Genomic DNA, 17452 nt, shown 5'->3' with positions numbered 1-17452 from the left:
CAGGTAAAAAGTCTTCGCGAGCAAGCCCGCTCCCACATTTAACCAAGTTCTCCTGAAAGAATGCGGTCGAATGTGGGAGCGGGCTTGCTCGCGAAGGCGGCCTGACAGTCACCGCATAATCAAAGCGACCGCGCAATAATCTCCCACATTTAACCAAGTTCTCCTGAAAGAATGCGGTCGAATGTGGGAGCGGGCTTGCTCGCGAAGGCGGCCTGACAGTCACCGCATAATCAAAGCGACCGCGCAATAATCTCCTTCATGATCTCGTTAGTCCCCGCATAGATCCGCTGCACCCGCGCATCCGCCCACGCCCGGGCAATCGGGTATTCCCACATGAAACCGTAGCCGCCATGCAACTGCACGCACTCGTCGAGCACCTTGCATTGCAGGTCGGTGCCCCAGTACTTGGCCATCGCCGCCGTCGGCACGTCGAGCTTGCCTTGCAGGTGCAACTCCAGGCAGCGGTCGACAAAAACCCGGCCTATCTGGATCTCGGTGGCCATCTCCGCCAGCTTGAAACGAGTGTTCTGGAAGTCCGCGATGGACTTTCCGAACGCCTTGCGATCACGGGTGTAGTCCAAGGTCCATTGCAACGCCGCCTCAGCCGAGGCCAAGCCGCCAATGGCAACCGTCAGGCGTTCCTGGGGCAGCTCCTGCATCAAATAGGCGAAGCCCATGCCGGCTTGTCCGAGGAGGTTCTCCTTCGGCACACGGACATCTTGGAAGAACAATTCCGACGTGTCCTGGGCCTTCATTCCGACCTTTTCCAGGCGCTTGCCCTTTTCGAAGCCTGGCGTGCCCGCCTCCACCAGGAACAGGCTGGTGCCCTTGGCGCCGGCCTTCGGATCGGTCTTGGCGACCACGATCACCAGGTCAGCCAGGAAGCCATTGGTGATGAACGTCTTCGAACCGTTGATAACGTACTCGTCACCCTCCAGCACCGCCGTGGTCTTTACGCCCTGCAGGTCGGAGCCAGCCCCCGGCTCAGTCATGGCGATGGCCGTGACCATTTCACCCGATACCAGTTTCGGCAGGTATTTGTGTTTCAGCGCTTCGCTGCCGTAATGCAGGATGTACGGCGCAACGATGTCGGAATGCAGCGAAAAGCCAATCCCGGTCAGCCCCAGGCGCCCGATCTCCTCGATCACCACGGTGCTGTAGAGGAAGTCGGCATCCAGTCCACCGTAGGCCTCAGGAATATGGGAGCACAACATCCCCGCCGCCCCCGCCTTGTTCCACAGCTGACGGTCCACATGCCCCTGTTTTTCCCATTGGCTGTGGTACGGCACCGCTTCTTTTTCGAGGAAGGTTCGTACGCTGTCACGAAACAATTCGTGCTCGGGGGTGAACAGTGTTCTCGGGATCATGGCGCACCTTTCGTGAGGGTTGGGCGTTGTTATCCGACAAAGCCTAAGCCTGCGGCGTGCGACAGGACACTGGACACATCCGACAAAAAATAAGACGATCCAGCCGTCGAATGACCACTTTCCCCTATAAAAATAAAGATCACTTATGCCCTCTATTCACGCCACCTCGCCCTTGCGGCGCGTCAGCATCCTGGCAGTCGACCGGGTCTTCGCCTCTACCCTCATGCAAGCCAAGGATTTTTTCCACCTGGCCAGCCTGCGCTACGGCAAACAACTGGGCCACGGCCTGACGCCGGCATTCGAAACCCGGCTGGTCAGCCCCGACGGCAAGCCGGTGAACAGCTTCAGCGATGTGATCATGCCGGTGGACAGCGGCCTGGAAAATACCGATGTCATCATCCTTCCAGCCTTCTGGGATGACTTCGCCTCCCTGTGCCAACGGTATCCCCAAGTCCTGCCCTGGCTGCGCGACCAGCACGCCCGCGGCGCCGTACTCTGCGGCGAAGCCACCGGGGTGTTCTGGCTGGCCGAGGCCGGGTTGCTCGATGGTAAGGAAGCCACCACCTATTGGCGCTTCTTCAACGCCTTCAAGGAACGCTTCCCCCAGGTTCACCTGAACCAGGACAAGCACCTGACCGACGCCGACAACCTGTTCTGTGCCGGCGGCACCACCTCGGCCTGCGACCTGTACATCTACCTGATTGAACGCTTCTGCGGCGCCAACGTGGCCCAGGCCGTAGCGCGGGACATTCTGTACGAAGTCCAGCGCAGCTATTCACCCGGGAGGATCGGTTTCGGGGGGCAAAAACTGCATCAGGACGTGATCATCCTGCAGATTCAGCACTGGCTCGAAGAACACTTCGCCGACAAGTTCCGCTTCGAAGACGTCGCCCGGGAACACGGCATGAGCATCCGCAACTTCATGCGCCGCTTCCAGACCGCCACCGGCGACAAACCGTTGCACTACCTGCAACGGCTACGGATCGAAACCGCCAAGGGCCTGCTGTCCGGCAGCCGCAAGAGCATCAAGACCATCAGCTATGAAGTCGGCTACGACGACGCGAGCTTCTTCGCACGACTGTTCCGGCAACATACCGACCTGTCGCCGAACCAGTATCGGCAGCAGTTTCAACAGGCAGCCTGAACCGAGGATTGAATACAACCCAATGTGGGAGCGGGCTTGCTCGCGAAGGCGGCGGCTCAGCTTGCGTCTATGTTGAATAGACTGACCCCTTCGCGAGCAAGCCCGCTCCCACAGGGTTTGCAGTAAACGACTGATCTCGAGGGCACAAAAAAGGCCTGCAATCGCAGGCCTTTTTTGTTTTCCGAATCGCCCTACGGCTTATGCGCCCGTGACAGGAATTCGTGGGATTGCATTTCCAGCAGACGACTCAGCGTGCGCTGGAACTCGAAAGTCAGGCGACCGCCGGTGTAGAGGTCCTTGAGTTCGACTTCGGCCGAAATGATCAGCTTCACGTTACGGTCGTAGAACTCGTCGACCATGTTGATGAAGCGGCGGGCGATGTCGTCGGTGGTGACGCTCATCTGCTCGACGCCACTGATCAACACGGCGTGGAAGATCTTGCCCAGTTCGATGTAGTCGTTCTGGCTGCGAGGGCCGTCGCACAATTCGCGGAAATCGAACCAGGCGACGTCGTCACAGGTGCGAATCGCACGGATCTCGCGGTTCTCGATGATCAATACATCATTGTCGACAGCCTGGGTGCATTCCGGCGTCAGGGCGCGGAAGCTCTTGCGCAGGCTCTCTTCGGCGGCGGCGTCCAGGGGGAAGTGAAACAGCTCCGCTTGTTCGAGGTGGCGCAGGCGATAGTCGACGCCGCTGTCGACGTTGACGATTTCGGTGTGTTCCTTGATCAGTGCGATGGCCGGCAGGAAGCGCGCCCGTTGCAGACCGTCCTTGTAGAGACCGTCCGGCACGATGTTGGAAGTGGCGACCAGCGTCACGCCGTTCTTGAACAGCTCTTCCATCAAAGTACCGAGGATCATCGCATCGGTGATGTCGGACACGAAAAACTCATCGAAGCAGATCACCCGTGTTTCGTCGGAGAAACGCTTGGCGATGATGGTCAGCGGGTTCTTCTCGCCGCCCAGGGTCTTCATCTCTTCGTGCACACGCTTCATGAAGCGGTGGAAGTGCGTCCGAGTCTTTTCCTTGAACGGCAGCGCCTCGAAGAATGTGTCCACCAGGTAGGTCTTGCCACGGCCGACGCCGCCCCAGAAATACAGGCCCTTGACCGGGGTCTGGTCTTTTTTGCCGAACAGTTTGCCCAACAAGCCCGGCTTGTTGTTCGAGGCGGCGACCAGATCGTCGTACAGGCGCTGCAAATGCCGCACGGCCGTTTCCTGGGCTGCGTCGTGGAAGAATTCCGGGCGTTTCAGATCAGCTTGATATCGTTCTAGGGGCGTCATATTCGTTAGCAAGGCAACAAAAACGGGCCGTCACTGTAGCGACGGCCCAAGGGAATGGCAATCGGCCCTTACTCGAGCCGATGGTCGGATAACGCGCTGAATCAGTCCTGGGCAGGCGTCAGGGCGACGCGCAACGCCTCGATGGCGGCATCCCGGGCGGCACTGTCGGCGAAAGCCGGGCTGTCTGCCACGCATGCATCATCGAGCCAAACGCTGAAACCCAGCTCGTCGCTGCGCACATCCAGTGGCTGGCCGGCCTGCAATTGCTTGGTGACCTGGCCGGCAGTCTTGCCATCGGCAAAGTTGCGCGACAACAACAGTTGCTCGCCATCGGCCGCCAGCAGACGGAAGCGGAAACTGCCGTCGTCTTCGCGAAAGCTCACGAAGCGCGCCGCCTTGGCGGCTTTCTTCTTGGTGCTGGCCGCCACCTGGACCTGGCTGACAAACGAGCGCAGGCCAACGGCTTCGCGCAGCTCGTTGAGGAACGGCGTCGCCACGGCCCGGGCTTTTTTCGCGCCCAGTTGCAGGATGTCTTCGAGGTCCGACGGACGCTCGATGAACTGGTGATAACGCTCGCGTGCTTCACCCAGCTCGCTGTCGAGCAACTGGAACAGGCGATTCTTGGCTTCGCCCCAACCCAGGCCTTGCAGCAGTTCGCTACGGAATTCGGCGGACTGGGCCGCAGTGGCGAAGGCCTGGAACAAGGTGAAGAGGTGCGAGTTGTCCGGATCCTTGGCTTCGCCCGGGGCGCGGGAATCGGTGACGATCCGCGAGATCGCGTCCTTCATGTCCTTGGCGCTGCTGAACAAGGGGATGGTGTTGTCGTAGCTCTTGGACATCTTGCGGCCATCGAGGCCCGGCAGCGTGGCGACGCTCTCTTCGATCAGCGCCTCGGGCATGGTGAAGAACTCCTTGCCCTGGCCGAACAAGTGGTTGAAACGCTGGCCGATGTCGCGGGCCATTTCCACGTGCTGGATCTGGTCGCGACCGACCGGCACCTTGTGGGCGTTGAACATCAGAATGTCGGCCGCCATCAGCACCGGATAGCTGTAGAGGCCCATGGTGATGCCGGCGTCCGGGTCTTCGCCGGTCTCGACGTTCTTGTCCACCGAGGCCTTGTAGGCATGGGCACGATTGAGCAGCCCCTTGGCGGCGACGCAGGTCAGCAGCCAGGTCAGTTCCGGGATCTCGGGGATATCGGACTGGCGATAAAAGGTTACGCGGTCCACGTCCAGGCCACCGGCCAGCCAGGTGGCGGCGATTTCCAGGCGTGAACGCTGGATGCGCAGCGGGTCATCGCACTTGATCAGGGCGTGGTAGTCGGCCAGGAAGTAGAACGAATCGGCATTGCTGTCGCGGCTGGCGAGGATCGCCGGACGGATGGCGCCGGCATAGTTGCCCAGGTGTGGGGTGCCGGTGGTGGTGATGCCGGTCAGGATACGGGTACGCGTCGTCATGGGTTATCGCTTTCAGACTGCTGTCAATTCGAGAGGCGCGGCAGGATCAGATCCTTGAGATCGGTCAGCTTGCCATGAAAAAAGTGTCCGCATTCTGCCACTTTCAGCAGCTCATGGGGACGTTGCAGCGCGTCTGACCATTCGTAGACAAGCTGGGGATCGACGACTTCGTCGTTTTCCGGCTGGATCACGGTCAACTCACCGTTCATCGGCAAGGGCGATTGCTCGTCCAGGCGCATCACCGCCGGGGCCACCATGAACAGGTGCCTGGGCGACTGACCTTGGGCTTGCAGGCGTCCGCCGAGGCTGGCGGCGACAAATCCGCCGAAGGAAAAGCCAAGCAGGGTCAGGGGCAGCTGCGGGTATTTTGCCTGCAACCATTGGGCGGCCGCCTGGGCGTCGTCCACTTCGCCGGTGCCCATGTCATGGCTGCCGGCACTGGCGCCGACGCCGCGATAATTGAAACGCAACGTAACCAGGCCAGCATCACGGGCGGTGCGTTGCAGGGTCGAGACCACTTTGTTGAGCATGGTCCCGCCCTGTACCGGGTTCGGGTGGCAGATCAGCGCCAGGCCACGGGGGGCCTCGCTGTCCAGGTACAAGGCTTCCAGTTGGCCGACGGGGCCATCGATGACTACAGGGGTTTCGCGCATAAGCAAGGGAAAGAACTCCGTGACCCCGAATAGGGTCGACTCGTCTAGCTAAAAGTCTGTGCCTGGCATGATTGCGATGTTCTTCGCGGTATACAGCGCAGGTCCGAGCCGTTAACGTAAAGCAAAGCCGTTTATAGAGGAAGGACTCGTGGAACACTCGCTCTTAGTTTGGTTGTTGCCGACTCTTGCCCTGGTTGCCGGTGTCGCCATTGGATTCCTGCTTGCCCGATTGCTGCCCAACGCGGTGCCCAACAGCACCCAACGTCAGCTGGACGACATCCAGGAACGTTTCGACAGTTACCAGAATGAAGTGGTCACCCATTTCAACAGCACCGCTTCTCTGGTGAAGAAACTCACCCAGAGCTACCAGGAAGTCCAAGATCATTTGTCCGAAGGCGCCAATCGTCTGGCCTTGGATGAGCAGACTCGCCAACGTCTGCTGGCCGCCCTGCAAGCCGATGCGACACAGACTCCACGAGAACGCCTGACCCCACCAAAAGGGATCCAGGAACCGCCGCGGGACTACGCCCCAAAGGCCCCCAATTCGCCCGGCATGCTCGATGAGCATTACGGTTTGAAGAAGTAATTTACGCGCGACACCAAAAAGCCCGCCCGATCAGAGATCGGGCGGGCTTTTTTTTAGCCCAAGAAAATCCCCTGTGGGAGATTGGTCGTGGTGAACACAAATCCTGCAACTACTGACAATCTGCTGTGGGAGCGGGCTTGCTCGCGAAGGCGGTGGTACATCTAACATCATAGGTTCAGGCAGACCGTTTTCGCGAGCAAGCCCGCTCCCACACTGGATCCCAGATATTCAAAAATTTCGCGCTCACCACAAATCTCAAGCCAACACCTCACCCGCCACCTGATCGATGGCCCCTTTGGTGATATCGACGATCAGGTCCGCATCTTCGCGAGTCAGGATCAGCGGCGGGGCGAAGCCCAGGATGTCGCCGTGGGGCATGGCGCGGGCGATCATGCCGCGCTCCAGGCAGGCGGCCGAGACTTTCGGGCCGACCTTCAATGCCGGATCGAAAGCCGTGCGTTGCTCACGGTCGGCCATGAATTCCACCGCCGCCAGCATGCCATCACCGCGCACCTCTCCCACCAGCGGATGGCCCTCGAGGGTTTCACGCAGGCGGCGATTCAGATAACCACCGACGTCCTCGGCATTGGCCGTGAGGTTTTCCCGTTCGAGAATATCGAGGTTGGCCAACGCCGCCGCCGCGCAGATCGGATGTCCGGAATAGGTCCAGCCATGGCCCATGGCACCTTCGGCCTGGGAAGCCTTTTCAATCACGCTCCAGACTTTTTCGCCGATGATCACTGCCGACAACGGTGCATAGGCGCTGGTCAGGCCTTTGGCGGTGGTGATCAGGTCCGGCTTCATGCCGTAGCGCTGGCTGCCCATTTTCGAGCCGAGGCGGCCGAAGGCGCAGACCACTTCATCGGCGATCAGCAGCACGTCATATTTTTTCAGCACGACCTGGATCGCATCCCAATAGCCGGCAGGCGGGACAATGATGCCGCCGGTGCCCATCAGCGGTTCGCCGATGAACGCCGCCACTGTGTCGGGACCTTCGGCGAGGATCATTTTTTCCAGCTCATCGGCGCAATAACGCACGAACGTCGCTTCGTCCATGCCCGCCGGGGCCTTGCGATACCAGTGAGGACACACGGTGTGCTTGACCCCTTCCACCGGCAGGTCGAAATGCTGATGAAAGGCCGCGAGCCCGGTCAGACTGCCGGTCATGATGCCCGAGCCATGATAGCCACGGTCGCGGGAGATGATTTTCTTCTTCAGTGGCCGCCCCAGCACGTTGTTGTAATAGCGCACCAACTTGACCTGGGTTTCGTTGGCGTCGGAGCCGGACAAACCGTAATAGACCTTTTTCATGCCCTCAGGCGCCCAGTCCATGATGCGGCTGGACAGCTCGATGATCGCCTCGCTCGAGTGACCGACGTAGGTGTGGTAGTAGGCCAACTCCTTGGCCTGCTTGTAGATGGCATCGGCCACTTCGGTGCGGCCATAGCCGATGTTCACGCAGTAGAGGCCGGCGAACGCGTCGATGAAGTCACGGCCCTCATGGTCACGAATGCGGATGCCCGACGCGCTCTTGATGATCCGCCCCTTGAGCGCACCGCTGGCGTGATCATGGGCGTGGGTGGACGGGTGCATGAAATGCGCACGGTCTTGTTCGAACAGTGTGTTGAGTTCTTGGCTCATGCGGGCTCTCCTGGGAACTGGCCTTGGTGGTGCAGGCAAAAGTATTTGGTTTCGACGAAGGGCTCGAAGCCCTCATTGCCACCCTCACGGCCGAGGCCCGAGGCTTTCATGCCACCGAAGGGGATCGGATGGCCGGTGAACTTGACGCCGTTGACCGCGACCATGGCGTGGTCGAGACGGCGGATCAGCGGGTAGATGACGTCCAGGCGGTTCGAGCAAATATAGGCCGCCAGGCCGTATTCGGTGTCGTTGGCCATGTCGATGGCTTCGTCCAAGGTGTCGAACGGCATTACCCCGGCGATGGGTGCGAAGTTTTCTTCGCAGTAGATGCGCATTTGCGGCGTGACATCAGCCAGCACCGTCGGCTGGTAGAACAACCCGCCCAAGGCATGGGCCTCGCCACCAACAAGACGTTGCGCGCCAAGGGCCAGCGCGTCGGCAACCCGGTCGGCGGTCACGTCGAACGCGGCCTGATGCATCAACGGGCCGACGTCCACGTCTTGCTCCTGTTGATCGACCATCGCAGGGCCGACACGCAAGGCCCGCACCGCCGCGGCAAAACGCGAGAGAAACGCCTGGTACACCGGACGCTGCACCATGATCCGGTTGGCCGCGCAGCAATCCTGGCCCGAGGTCTGGAATTTCGCCTCCACCGCGACTTTGACCGCCAGCGTCAGGTCCGCATCGGAGCAAACAATGAACGGCGCGTTGCCGCCCAGCTCCAGGGCGACTTTCTTCACGTCATGGGCGGCGGCTTGCAGCACCAGTTTGCCGACCCGGGTTGACCCGGTGAAACTCACCGAGCGTACGCGGCGATCCTTGACCAGGCTTTCCATGGTCATCTGCGGCTCGCCCAGTACGACGTTGAACACCCCGGCGGGAAACCCAGCTTCCTCGGCCAATTGCGCCAGGGCCAGGGCCGAGTACGGGGTTTCGTGGGCCGGTTTGATCACCACGGTGCACCCGGCAGCCAGGGCAGCGGCGGCCTTGCGGGTAATCATCGCCGACGGGAAATTCCATGGCGTCAGCAACGCGCAGACCCCCACCGGTTCCTTGACCGTGCCCAGATGTGCATTGGGAATGTGGCTGGGGATGTTTTGCCCGTACAGGCGCCGGGCCTCTTCGGCGAACCATGGAATGAAACTCGCGGCATAGGCGATTTCGCCCCGGGACTCGGCCAACGACTTGCCCTGTTCCAGGCTGAGAATGCGCGCCAAGTCTTCGCGGTGTTCGAGCATCAACGCCGCCCAGCGCCGCAGGATCGCGCCGCGGGCGTCCAGGCTCTGCTCGCGCCACGCCGTGAACGCGCGGTGGGCCGCGTCCACCGCCGCGATAATCTGCGGTTGGTCGAGCATCGGCACATGGCCGATCACCGTGCGCGTGGCCGGGTTATGCACGGCGATACTGTGGCCGCTGTCGCTGTGGACCCAATGGCCATCGATATAACAAAGCGCCTTGAACAGCAGCGGGTGTTGGTAAGTCATGACGTTCACTCCAGAGCGTGTGCGTGAATCCATGCTAGGGCAGCGGCGCTTGGGTAATCGGGCGTTTGCCGTGGGTCAAACCCTGGTTTTTTTCTGAATCCAGGCAGCGAAAGCGGCTTTTCTGCTGTGCTCAGGATGGCTCGCTCAACTCCGCCGGCAAGGCGCCGCCAGTCTTGATGGTCTTGGTGACGATGTAGGTGAAGTAGCGTTCGATGCCGAGGTCTTCGAGCAGCAACTGATCGACGAAACGCTGGTAATAATCGATGTCCGGCGCCTGGATCATCGCCAGGTAATCCACCCCGCCACCGGTGGCATAACAGAACGCGACTTGCGCAGCGCTGGCCATACGCTGTTCGAACCGGCGCATGTCCTGGGCGGTATGGCGGGCCAGAGTGATCTCCACCAGCACCTGCTGGCGCTTGAACACCGCGCCCCAGTCGATCTGCGCGCGATAACCGGTGATCAACCCGGCCATCTCCAGCTTGCGCACCCGTTCCCAGGCCGGCGTCACCGACAGATTGATGGCCTCGGCCAGGCTCGATTTGGTAATCCGCCCATCCTCGGCGAGGATTTGCAGGATCTTGAGGTCGTAGCGATCGAGCTTGTGCATGGGCCGGGGCTCTCCAGTCAGTTCAGACATCACACCGATTACTGTGGCGAGGGAGCTTGCTCCCGCTGGGTCGCGCAGCGGCCCTAATCTCGGTTCCTTCCCGGCTTCAGGTCAGAAGCGACGACTGCTTCGCAGCCGAGCGGGAGCAAGCTCCCTCGCCACAAGGGGCCTGCGCAATCTGCATCACGCCAACACATCGGCAATCACCGCCAACGTATCGCCACATTGCACCAGCCCAGGGAAGTGCCGGGCCGCCAATAGGCCACTGCGGGCGGTGCGGTATTCGACCGGGGCGACGCCGCTGCGGGTGGCGTCGTAAATGCGCGCCACCACCTCGCCCTGGGTTACGTGTTCACCCAGGTCGCGGCACATTTCCAGCAGGCCGTCGTGCTCGCTGGCGATGAAGCAACTGGCGTCCGGCATGTCGAGCACCAGCGAAGGCTGCAGGTCGATCGCGCCGCGCAGGATGCCGGCGTGGATCAGCAAATTACGCACGCCTCGCTCGGCAATCGCCACGCTGCGGGCTGTCGACGAGCCGCCGCCGCCCAGTTCGGTGGTCACAAACACCTTGCCCTGGGATTCGGCCGCGGTGTCGTACATCGCCCCGGCGTCCAGCTCCAGCATGCGCATGCAATACGGTGCGTTGAACGCCAGCATCCCAGCCTCGCAGCGCGCCTGCTGTTCTTTATCCGGCAAGACATGGCAAGCGGCGAACGGCAGGAAATCCAGGGTCCGGCCACCGGAATGAATGTCCAACACGACGTCGGCCAAGGGCAGCAGCGTGCGGTTGAAATAATCAGCGATTTTCTCAGTGACAGTGCCGTCCGGCCTGCCAGGAAAGCTGCGGTTCAGGTTGCCCTTGTCGATCGGCGAAGTCCGGCGCCCGGCATGAAACGCCGGGGTGTTCATGAACGGCACGATGATCACCCGCCCACTCACCTCTTCAGCCGTCAGTTGCTGCGCCAGTTTGCTCAGGGCCACCGGACCTTCGTATTCGTCGCCGTGATTGCCACCGCTGAGCAGCGCCGTCGGGCCACTGCCGCGTTGGATGACGGTGATGGGAATCATCACCGCGCCCCAGGCCGAATCATCCCGCGAATACGGCAGCTTGAGAAAACCGTGCTGCACGCCTTCGCGAGTGAAATCGACTGTGGCGCTGATGGGATTGGCGGGCAGTTCACTCATCGTTCAATCCTTCACGAACAGTTGGCGGGGCACGTTGCACAGCGTCTCGACGCCGGTCTCGGTGATCAAGATGCTCTCGGTGATCTCCAGGCCCCAATCATCCATCCACAGCCCCGGCATGAAGTGGAAGGTCATGCCCGGTTGCAACACACTGGTGTCGCCAGGACGCAGGCTCATGGTGCGCTCGCCCCAATCCGGCGGATAACTGATACCGATGGGGTAGCCGCAACGGCTGTCCTTGTGGATGCCGAATTTCTCCAGCACCTTGAAAAACGCCACGGCGATGTCGCCGGTGGTATTGCCCGGCTTGGCCGCGTCCAGGCCTGCAGCGATGCCTTCGACCACGGCTTTTTCGCCCTCGATAAAATGCGCCGGCGGCTTGCCCAGGTAGATCGTCCGCGACAACGGGCAGTGGTAACGCTTGTAGCAACCGGCAATTTCGAAGAAGGTGCCGGCGCCCTTTTCGAACGGCGAATCGTCCCAGGTCAGGTGGGGCGCGCTGGCGTCGGCGCCGGTGGGCAACAGCGGCACGATGGCCGGGTAATCGCCGCCATGGCCGTCGGCACCGAGGATGCCGCTGCTGTAGATCTCGGCCACCAATTCGTTCTTGCGCATGCCCGGCTCGATCCGTTCGAGGATCCGCCCGTGCATGTTCTCGACGATGCGCGCGGCGATGCGCATGTAGGCGATTTCCTGGGGCGACTTGACCGCCCGCTGCCAGTTCACCAGGCCCACCGCGTCCACCAGTTTTGCCTGGGGCAGGTGTTTTTGCAGCGACAGGTAGGCGGCGGCGCTGAAGTAATAGTTATCCATTTCCACACCGATGGTCAGCGCGCCCCAGCCACGGGCGATGATCACTTCCCGGGACAGGTAGTCCATGGGGTGGCGCTCGCGGGACTGCACGTAGATGTCCGGGTAGCCAACGATGTTATCGGCCTGCATGAACACCGTGCGCTTGGCGCCATTGGCGTCCTGGCCGCGACCGAACCACACCGGCTCGCCGTCCAGCGCCAGCAATACGCATTGGTGCACATAAAATGACCAACCGTCGTAGCCGGTGAGCCAGGCCATGTTCGACGGATCGGTGACCAGCAACAGCTCCAGGCCCTGGGCCTGCATGGCGGCGCGAACCTTCGCCAGGCGCTGGGCGTATTCCTCCCGTTGGAACGGAAGATTGACGACTTTCTCTGACATCCCTCTGCCCTCTGATCAATGACGCACGAATGAAAAAACAGCTTTAGCGCCCGAAGGCGAAGCCTTTGCCCGCCGCCCGTGCCCGGTCGAAAGCCAGGTTGGCGATGGCGGTGTCCTGGGCGCCGGTACCGGTGAGGTCACACAGGGTGACTTGCGCCTCGTTGGTCCGCCCGGCCCGCTGCCCCGCCAGGACTTGGCCCAGTTCCATCAGCGCCAGCTCATCGTCCACGGCGCCGGCCGCCAGGGCGTGGTGCAGTTCGCCAAGCAGGCGGGTCTGGCTGAGGCGATCGGCGACGTAGCGATCGACAGCCGCCAGGGCTTGCGGGGAAATCTCGTTCTTGTGTTCCGCGTCCGAGCCCATCGCGGTGATGTGCAGGCCGGGGTGCAAGTGTCGGGCTTCGATCAGCGGCTCGCGGCTTGGCGTGCAGGTGATCGCGATGTCCACGCCTTCCAGGGCTTCGTCGACACTGGCGCATGGCGTGACCGCAAGCCCGGTGTCGCGGGCCAGTCCGGCGCTGAATGCACGGGCCTTTTGCGCATCGCGCGCCCAGACCCGTACTTCATCGATAGGCCGTACCAGACGCAGCGCCTGGAGCTGCAACGCCGCCTGTTCGCCCGCGCCGATCAGTGCGACGCTGCGGCTCGCCTTGCGGGACAGGCAACGCGCCGCCACCGCGCCCGCCGCCGCCGTGCGCACGGCGGTGAGGTAGCCGTTGTCCAGCAACAGCGCATCCAGCAAACCGGTACGCGCCGAGAGCAGCATCATCATGCCGTTGAGGCTGGGCAGGCCGAGCTTGGGATTGTCGAAAAAGCCAGGGCTGACCTTGATGGCGAAGCGTTCCAGGCCCGGCAGGTAAGCGGTCTTCACATCCACTTCACCGTTATGTTCGGGAATGTCCAACCGCAGGATCGGCGGCATCGCCACGGCGGCCGTCGCCAGTTGCACGAAAGCCTGTTCGACGGCGTCGATGCTGGGCAGGTCGAGGGCCACGCAACTGCGCAGATCAGCTTCGCTCAATAGGATGACTTCACTCATGACAGGCTCCGTTGCGCAGTTATCAGGTGTTGTTATCAGGCGTTGGCACCCGCGATCACGCGGGCATGGTGTTCGGTGTCGACGTTGCGCCCGCTGACCACCAGCACGATGGGCCCGCGAGGTTCGATCAGGCCGTCGAGCAGCGCAGCGATGCCGACCGCCGCCGCGCCCTCGAGGACCAGGCGTTCGTGGTGATAGGCGTGGCGGATGGCATTGGCGATGGAGGCTTCCGAAAGCAGGTGCAGGTCATCGCTCAGTTGGCGGGTCATGTCGAAGGTGTAGCGGTTGTCCAAACCGATGCCGCCGCCGAGGGAGTCAGCCAGCGTCGGCAGTTCTTCGATGTCCACCGGGTGGCCGGCGGCGAGGCTGGCGTGCATCGCCGCGCCACGGGCCATGCTGATGCCATGGACCTGGATTGTTGGATTCGCGCTCTTGAGGGCCAAGGCCACGCCGGCGAACAAGCCACCACCAGACAGCGGCACCAGCACCTGGGCCACGTCCGGTTGTTGTTCGAGGATCTCCAGGCCGAGGGTGCCCTGGCCGGCAATGATCGCTGGGTGATCGAATGGCGGCAGAAACGTCGCGCCTTGTTCCCTCGCGATGCGTTCGGCTTCGCGCTGGGCATCGTCCTGGGACTGGCCGACGATGCACACCTCGGCTCCGAGGTCGCGAATTGCCTGCACCTTGTTGGCCGGCACCAGGCTCGACAAACAGACAATCGCCTTGACCCCTTGCTGCGAAGCGGCATGGGCCAGCGCCCGGCCGTGGTTGCCGGTCGATGCGGTGACCACGCCCAGGGCCTTCTGCTCGGGGCTGAGTTGCGCCACGGCATTGCTCGCGCCGCGCAGTTTGAAACTGCCGGTGATTTGCAGGGATTCGAGCTTGAGGTAAACCGCCACCCCCATCAGCCGTGACAAGCTGGCGGAATGTTCCATGGGCGTGCGCCTGACCAGCGACGCGATGCGCTGGCGAGCGAGGTAGATATCCTGAAGCTGCAACACTGCCATGACCGCGTCCCGAGCTGATGTGTTGGGCGCAGTCTAAGAGGGCTGGATTGTGGTGATGAATGTACTAGGGCAATTTAGTTTGTAGTGACACAGATCCCGTGAACAGCACAATTCCAGTGTGGGAGCGGGCTTGCTCGCGAAAGCGGTCTGCCAGTCACATCAATGCTGGATGTGCCGCCGCCTTCGCGAGCAAGCCCGCTCCCACAGGGGGTTGTGTTGGGCATTAATCCAGCAACATCAGAAATCATGGATCTGCGGATACTGATTGAAGATCTCCCGCATGCCGATCAACGCATCGCGCATTTCCTCATCGCTGCATTCGGCCCCGACGCATACCCGCACCGCGCGGGGTTTGGGTGTGCCACGGACGGTGAACGGATCGGGCGAGGTCACGGCGATATGCTTGTGCCGCAGCGCCCGTACCAGGCTGTCCACTTCCCAATGGGGCGGGATGCCGATCCAGGCGTTCAGCGCATGGGGATGCTGGCCCAGCAGGTGCTCGCCCATGTATTCGCTGACCATCGCCTGGCGCCCCGACAGCAAGCGGCGCTGCAGATGCACCAGCGACTCGGCGCGTCCATCGCGAATCCAGCGCGCGGCAATCTCCGAAACCATGGGCGTGGCCATCCAGCTGTTCACCCGCAAGATGCTTTCTGTGCGCAGGGCCAGGCGCTTGGGCACCACCAGATAGCCGATGCGCAGCCCCGTGAGCACCGACTTGGTCATGCTGGTGCAATAGAACGACAGCTCCGGCAGGTAATGGCTGATGGGTGGCGCCCGGCGTTCATCCAGCAGCGGGCCGTAGACGTCGTCCTCGATGATGTGCACGCCGAAGCGTCGGGCGATCTCGGCGATTTCCCGCCGACGGGCGTCGGGCATCAGGCTGGTGGTGGGGTTGTTCAGGTTCGGCGTGCACACCAACGCGGTGATGCGCTCGTTGCTGCACATGTCTTCGAAGTGCTCGGGATCGATGCCGTAGCGGTCCATCTCCAGGCCCTTGAGGGTGAAGCCCAGCACTTGTGAATTGCCGATCACCCCATGGTCGGTCACGCCTTCGCAGAGCACCACATCATCGGGGCCGGCCAGGGACGCCAAGGCCAGGAAAATCCCGTGGGCCGCGCCATTGGTGATCAAGAGATCGTTGCGATCGACCTTCAGCCCCTGGCGGCCGATCCATTGCGCAGCGGCTTCACGGTGGGATTCAAAACCGGCAATCGGACGAAACGCATGGATCCACGGCTGGTCTTCCTCGGTGCTCAGCTCCAGGCAGGTGTCGCGCCAGAACTGGTCGTGTTCACGGGTGTGCATGATTCGCGTGATGGAAAAATCCACCAGGGCCCGCTCGGGACTGTCGAGGATATAGGTGGCGACCCGATCACTCATGCGCCGCGAAACGAAACTGCCGCGCCCCACTTCGCACCGTACCAGCCCTTGGCGTTCCAATTCCTTATAGGCATTGGTGACGGTCTGCACGCTGATGCCCATGGCGTCGGCCACTTGCCGTTGCGGCGGCAGGCGTTGCTCGTTGGCCAAGGCACCCTGCTCGATGTCATCGGCAATGGCCTGCACCAGAATCTTGTATTTGGATTCACCGCTGCGGGCGACTTCCAGGGCTGATTTCCACTTATCCATGACGCTGCAACCCGCGTGTGTTCTGGTGCGCACAGCATTGCGCGGCAATCACGGCAAAGCAATTGTCCTAGTGCAATACAATCGGTGTCGGGGCTTTTGTATGCTCGGTCCAAGGTCGACATCCAGGCAGGTTCTTATCCTGACAAAAAGCCGGATCGACCTGTACCGGCGCCGTTCCCGATCCATGGCCCAGCCTGGATCAGCCGCTGTACGTTTTGCTCTTGTAACACTGCCTCCTACCACAGAGCCGTCCAACGACGGATCCACAAGAAACAGGAGATTTTATCGATGAGCAATTTTCTTCCCAGCACCGGCGCGCCCCTGCGTCGACTCCTGCTGGCCTGCGCCGTCCTCGGCCTGGTCGGCAGCGTTCAAGCGGCCACCCTGGACACCGTCAAAAGCAATAGCAGCATCCGGATCGGCTACGCCAATGAAACCCCGTTCGCCTTCACCGAAACCGACGGCACCGTGACCGGTGAATCGCCTGAAATCGCCAAGATCATTTTTGCCAAAATGGGTATCAAGCAGGTCAACGGTGTACTCACCGAATGGGGCTCGCTGATCCCGGGCCTGCGTGCCGGTCGTTTCGACGTGATTGCCGCCGGCATGTACATCACCCCGGCGCGCTGCAAGCAAGTGTTGTTCACCGACCCGCAATACCAGTTGCCCGATGCGTTGCTCGTGGCCAAGGGCAACCCGAAGAAACTCCACAGCTACGAAGACATCGCCAAGCAACCGGATGTGAAGCTGGCGATCATGGCCGGCACGGTGAACCTGGCTTACGCTCGAGATTCCGGGGTCAAGGATGAACAGATCCTCCAGGTCCCCGACACCACCGCACAACTGCAAGCGGTGCGCGCCGGTCGTGCCGATGCCGCCGTCGGCACGCAACTGACCATGAAAGGCCTGGCCGGCAAGGGCGGCGACAAGGTCGAGGCGATGACCGAATTCAAGGACGACCCTTCCCACATCGGTTACGGCGCCCTCGCCTTCCGCCCCGAAGACAAGGACCTGCGCGACGCGGTCAACGCCGAACTGAAGAAGTGGCTGGGCTCCGAAGAACACCTCAAGGCCGTGGCGCCATTCGGTTTCGACAAATCCAACGTCACCAGCAAAACTGCGGCCGAGCTTTGCGCTCAGCCATAGTCGAGACTGACGTGCCGAAACAGG

Annotated in this window: 15 protein-coding genes; 3 read left to right on the top strand and 12 right to left on the bottom strand. The window is 61.7% G+C overall.

The genetic code is table 11. The features are described from left to right. Window positions 1-230 precede the first annotated feature (230 nt). Complete coding sequence (locus AD663_RS04320; RefSeq protein WP_003178183.1) at window positions 231-1367, bottom strand: acyl-CoA dehydrogenase family protein; 1137 nt, start codon at window positions 1365-1367, stop codon at window positions 231-233. 247 nt (window positions 1368-1614) lie between these two features. Between AD663_RS04320 and AD663_RS04315 the strand changes: the two genes are divergently transcribed. Continuing rightward, complete coding sequence (locus AD663_RS04315; protein WP_172680580.1) at window positions 1615-2511, top strand: GlxA family transcriptional regulator; 897 nt, start codon at window positions 1615-1617, stop codon at window positions 2509-2511. A 191-nt stretch (window positions 2512-2702) separates the two neighbouring features. Here AD663_RS04315 and zapE read toward each other — a convergent pair whose 3' ends face one another. The 3 genes from zapE to AD663_RS04300 form a co-directional block, all read right to left on the bottom strand. Continuing rightward, window positions 2703-3797, bottom strand: a complete 1095-nt coding sequence (gene zapE, locus AD663_RS04310; RefSeq protein WP_003178179.1) for a cell division protein ZapE — start codon at window positions 3795-3797, stop codon at window positions 2703-2705. Window positions 3798-3898: 101 nt separating this feature from the next. Further along, window positions 3899-5254, bottom strand: coding sequence for a tryptophan--tRNA ligase (locus tag AD663_RS04305; protein ID WP_003178176.1), 1356 nt, complete (start codon window positions 5252-5254; stop codon window positions 3899-3901). Window positions 5255-5277: 23 nt separating this feature from the next. Continuing rightward, window positions 5278-5907: an alpha/beta hydrolase gene (locus AD663_RS04300; RefSeq protein WP_003178174.1), complete on the bottom strand. Its 630-nt coding sequence runs from the start codon at window positions 5905-5907 to the stop codon at window positions 5278-5280. Window positions 5908-6055: 148 nt separating this feature from the next. On the opposite strand from AD663_RS04300, the gene AD663_RS04295 reads away from it, so the two are divergent. Beyond that, the gene (locus tag AD663_RS04295) at window positions 6056-6493 is read left to right on the top strand and encodes a YhcB family protein (RefSeq protein ID WP_003178172.1); all 438 of its coding nucleotides are present in this window, start codon (window positions 6056-6058) and stop codon (window positions 6491-6493) included. Between the two features lie 255 nt (window positions 6494-6748). On the opposite strand, the gene AD663_RS04290 is transcribed toward AD663_RS04295, so the two are convergent. The 8 genes from AD663_RS04290 to AD663_RS04255 form a co-directional block, all read right to left on the bottom strand. Continuing rightward, the gene (locus AD663_RS04290) at window positions 6749-8134 is read right to left on the bottom strand and encodes an aspartate aminotransferase family protein (protein WP_003178170.1); all 1386 of its coding nucleotides are present in this window, start codon (window positions 8132-8134) and stop codon (window positions 6749-6751) included. Further along, window positions 8131-9618, bottom strand: a complete 1488-nt coding sequence (locus AD663_RS04285; RefSeq protein WP_003178168.1) for an NAD-dependent succinate-semialdehyde dehydrogenase — start codon at window positions 9616-9618, stop codon at window positions 8131-8133. The genes AD663_RS04290 and AD663_RS04285 overlap by 4 nt, the downstream gene beginning before the upstream one ends. Before the next feature lie 130 nt (window positions 9619-9748). After that, the gene (locus AD663_RS04280; RefSeq protein WP_003178167.1) at window positions 9749-10228 is read right to left on the bottom strand and encodes an Lrp/AsnC family transcriptional regulator; all 480 of its coding nucleotides are present in this window, start codon (window positions 10226-10228) and stop codon (window positions 9749-9751) included. Between the two features lie 183 nt (window positions 10229-10411). Beyond that, window positions 10412-11413 (bottom strand): N(2)-acetyl-L-2,4-diaminobutanoate deacetylase DoeB, encoded by a 1002-nt coding sequence (doeB, locus tag AD663_RS04275; protein ID WP_053213331.1) that lies wholly within the window; start codon window positions 11411-11413, stop codon window positions 10412-10414. Window positions 11414-11416: 3 nt separating this feature from the next. Continuing rightward, window positions 11417-12607, bottom strand: coding sequence for an ectoine hydrolase DoeA (gene doeA, locus AD663_RS04270; RefSeq protein ID WP_003178163.1), 1191 nt, complete (start codon window positions 12605-12607; stop codon window positions 11417-11419). 43 nt (window positions 12608-12650) lie between these two features. Beyond that, the gene (locus AD663_RS04265) at window positions 12651-13643 is read right to left on the bottom strand and encodes a cyclodeaminase (protein WP_003178159.1); all 993 of its coding nucleotides are present in this window, start codon (window positions 13641-13643) and stop codon (window positions 12651-12653) included. A gap of 35 nt (window positions 13644-13678) precedes the next feature. After that, window positions 13679-14650: a hydroxyectoine utilization dehydratase EutB gene (eutB, locus tag AD663_RS04260; protein WP_003178157.1), complete on the bottom strand. Its 972-nt coding sequence runs from the start codon at window positions 14648-14650 to the stop codon at window positions 13679-13681. Between the two features lie 237 nt (window positions 14651-14887). Then, window positions 14888-16282, bottom strand: coding sequence for a PLP-dependent aminotransferase family protein (locus AD663_RS04255; protein ID WP_003178155.1), 1395 nt, complete (start codon window positions 16280-16282; stop codon window positions 14888-14890). A gap of 288 nt (window positions 16283-16570) precedes the next feature. Here AD663_RS04255 and ehuB point away from each other — a divergent pair, with 288 nt between their 5' ends. Beyond that, window positions 16571-17428 carry an ectoine/hydroxyectoine ABC transporter substrate-binding protein EhuB gene (gene ehuB, locus AD663_RS04250; protein ID WP_003178153.1) on the top strand — a complete coding sequence of 286 codons (858 nt, stop codon included), beginning with the start codon at window positions 16571-16573 and terminating at the stop codon, window positions 17426-17428. Window positions 17429-17452: the final 24 nt, after the last annotated feature.

It is taken from the genome of Pseudomonas sp. Q12-87, assembly GCF_001269755.1.
GTDB lineage: Bacteria > Pseudomonadota > Gammaproteobacteria > Pseudomonadales > Pseudomonadaceae > Aquipseudomonas > Aquipseudomonas fluorescens_S.
This window is presented reverse-complemented; position numbering and strand designations above follow the sequence as displayed.

Bases quoted from the DNA above. Each gene is read 5' to 3' on its own strand.
- AD663_RS04320 (WP_003178183.1), bottom strand. From the start codon at position 1,367: ATGATCCCGAGAACACTGTTCACCCCCGAGCACGAATTGTTTCGTGAC.
- zapE (WP_003178179.1), bottom strand. From the start codon at position 3,797: ATGACGCCCCTAGAACGATATCAAGCTGATCTGAAACGCCCGGAATTC.
- AD663_RS04305 (WP_003178176.1), bottom strand. From the start codon at position 5,254: ATGACGACGCGTACCCGTATCCTGACCGGCATCACCACCACCGGCACC.
- AD663_RS04300 (WP_003178174.1), bottom strand. From the start codon at position 5,907: ATGCGCGAAACCCCTGTAGTCATCGATGGCCCCGTCGGCCAACTGGAA.
- AD663_RS04290 (WP_003178170.1), bottom strand. From the start codon at position 8,134: ATGAGCCAAGAACTCAACACACTGTTCGAACAAGACCGTGCGCATTTC.
- AD663_RS04285 (WP_003178168.1), bottom strand. From the start codon at position 9,618: ATGACTTACCAACACCCGCTGCTGTTCAAGGCGCTTTGTTATATCGAT.
- AD663_RS04280 (WP_003178167.1), bottom strand. From the start codon at position 10,228: ATGCACAAGCTCGATCGCTACGACCTCAAGATCCTGCAAATCCTCGCC.
- doeB (WP_053213331.1), bottom strand. From the start codon at position 11,413: ATGAGTGAACTGCCCGCCAATCCCATCAGCGCCACAGTCGATTTCACT.
- doeA (WP_003178163.1), bottom strand. From the start codon at position 12,607: ATGTCAGAGAAAGTCGTCAATCTTCCGTTCCAACGGGAGGAATACGCC.
- AD663_RS04265 (WP_003178159.1), bottom strand. From the start codon at position 13,643: ATGAGTGAAGTCATCCTATTGAGCGAAGCTGATCTGCGCAGTTGCGTG.
- eutB (WP_003178157.1), bottom strand. From the start codon at position 14,650: ATGGCAGTGTTGCAGCTTCAGGATATCTACCTCGCTCGCCAGCGCATC.
- AD663_RS04255 (WP_003178155.1), bottom strand. From the start codon at position 16,282: ATGGATAAGTGGAAATCAGCCCTGGAAGTCGCCCGCAGCGGTGAATCC.
- ehuB (WP_003178153.1), top strand. From the start codon at position 16,571: ATGAGCAATTTTCTTCCCAGCACCGGCGCGCCCCTGCGTCGACTCCTG.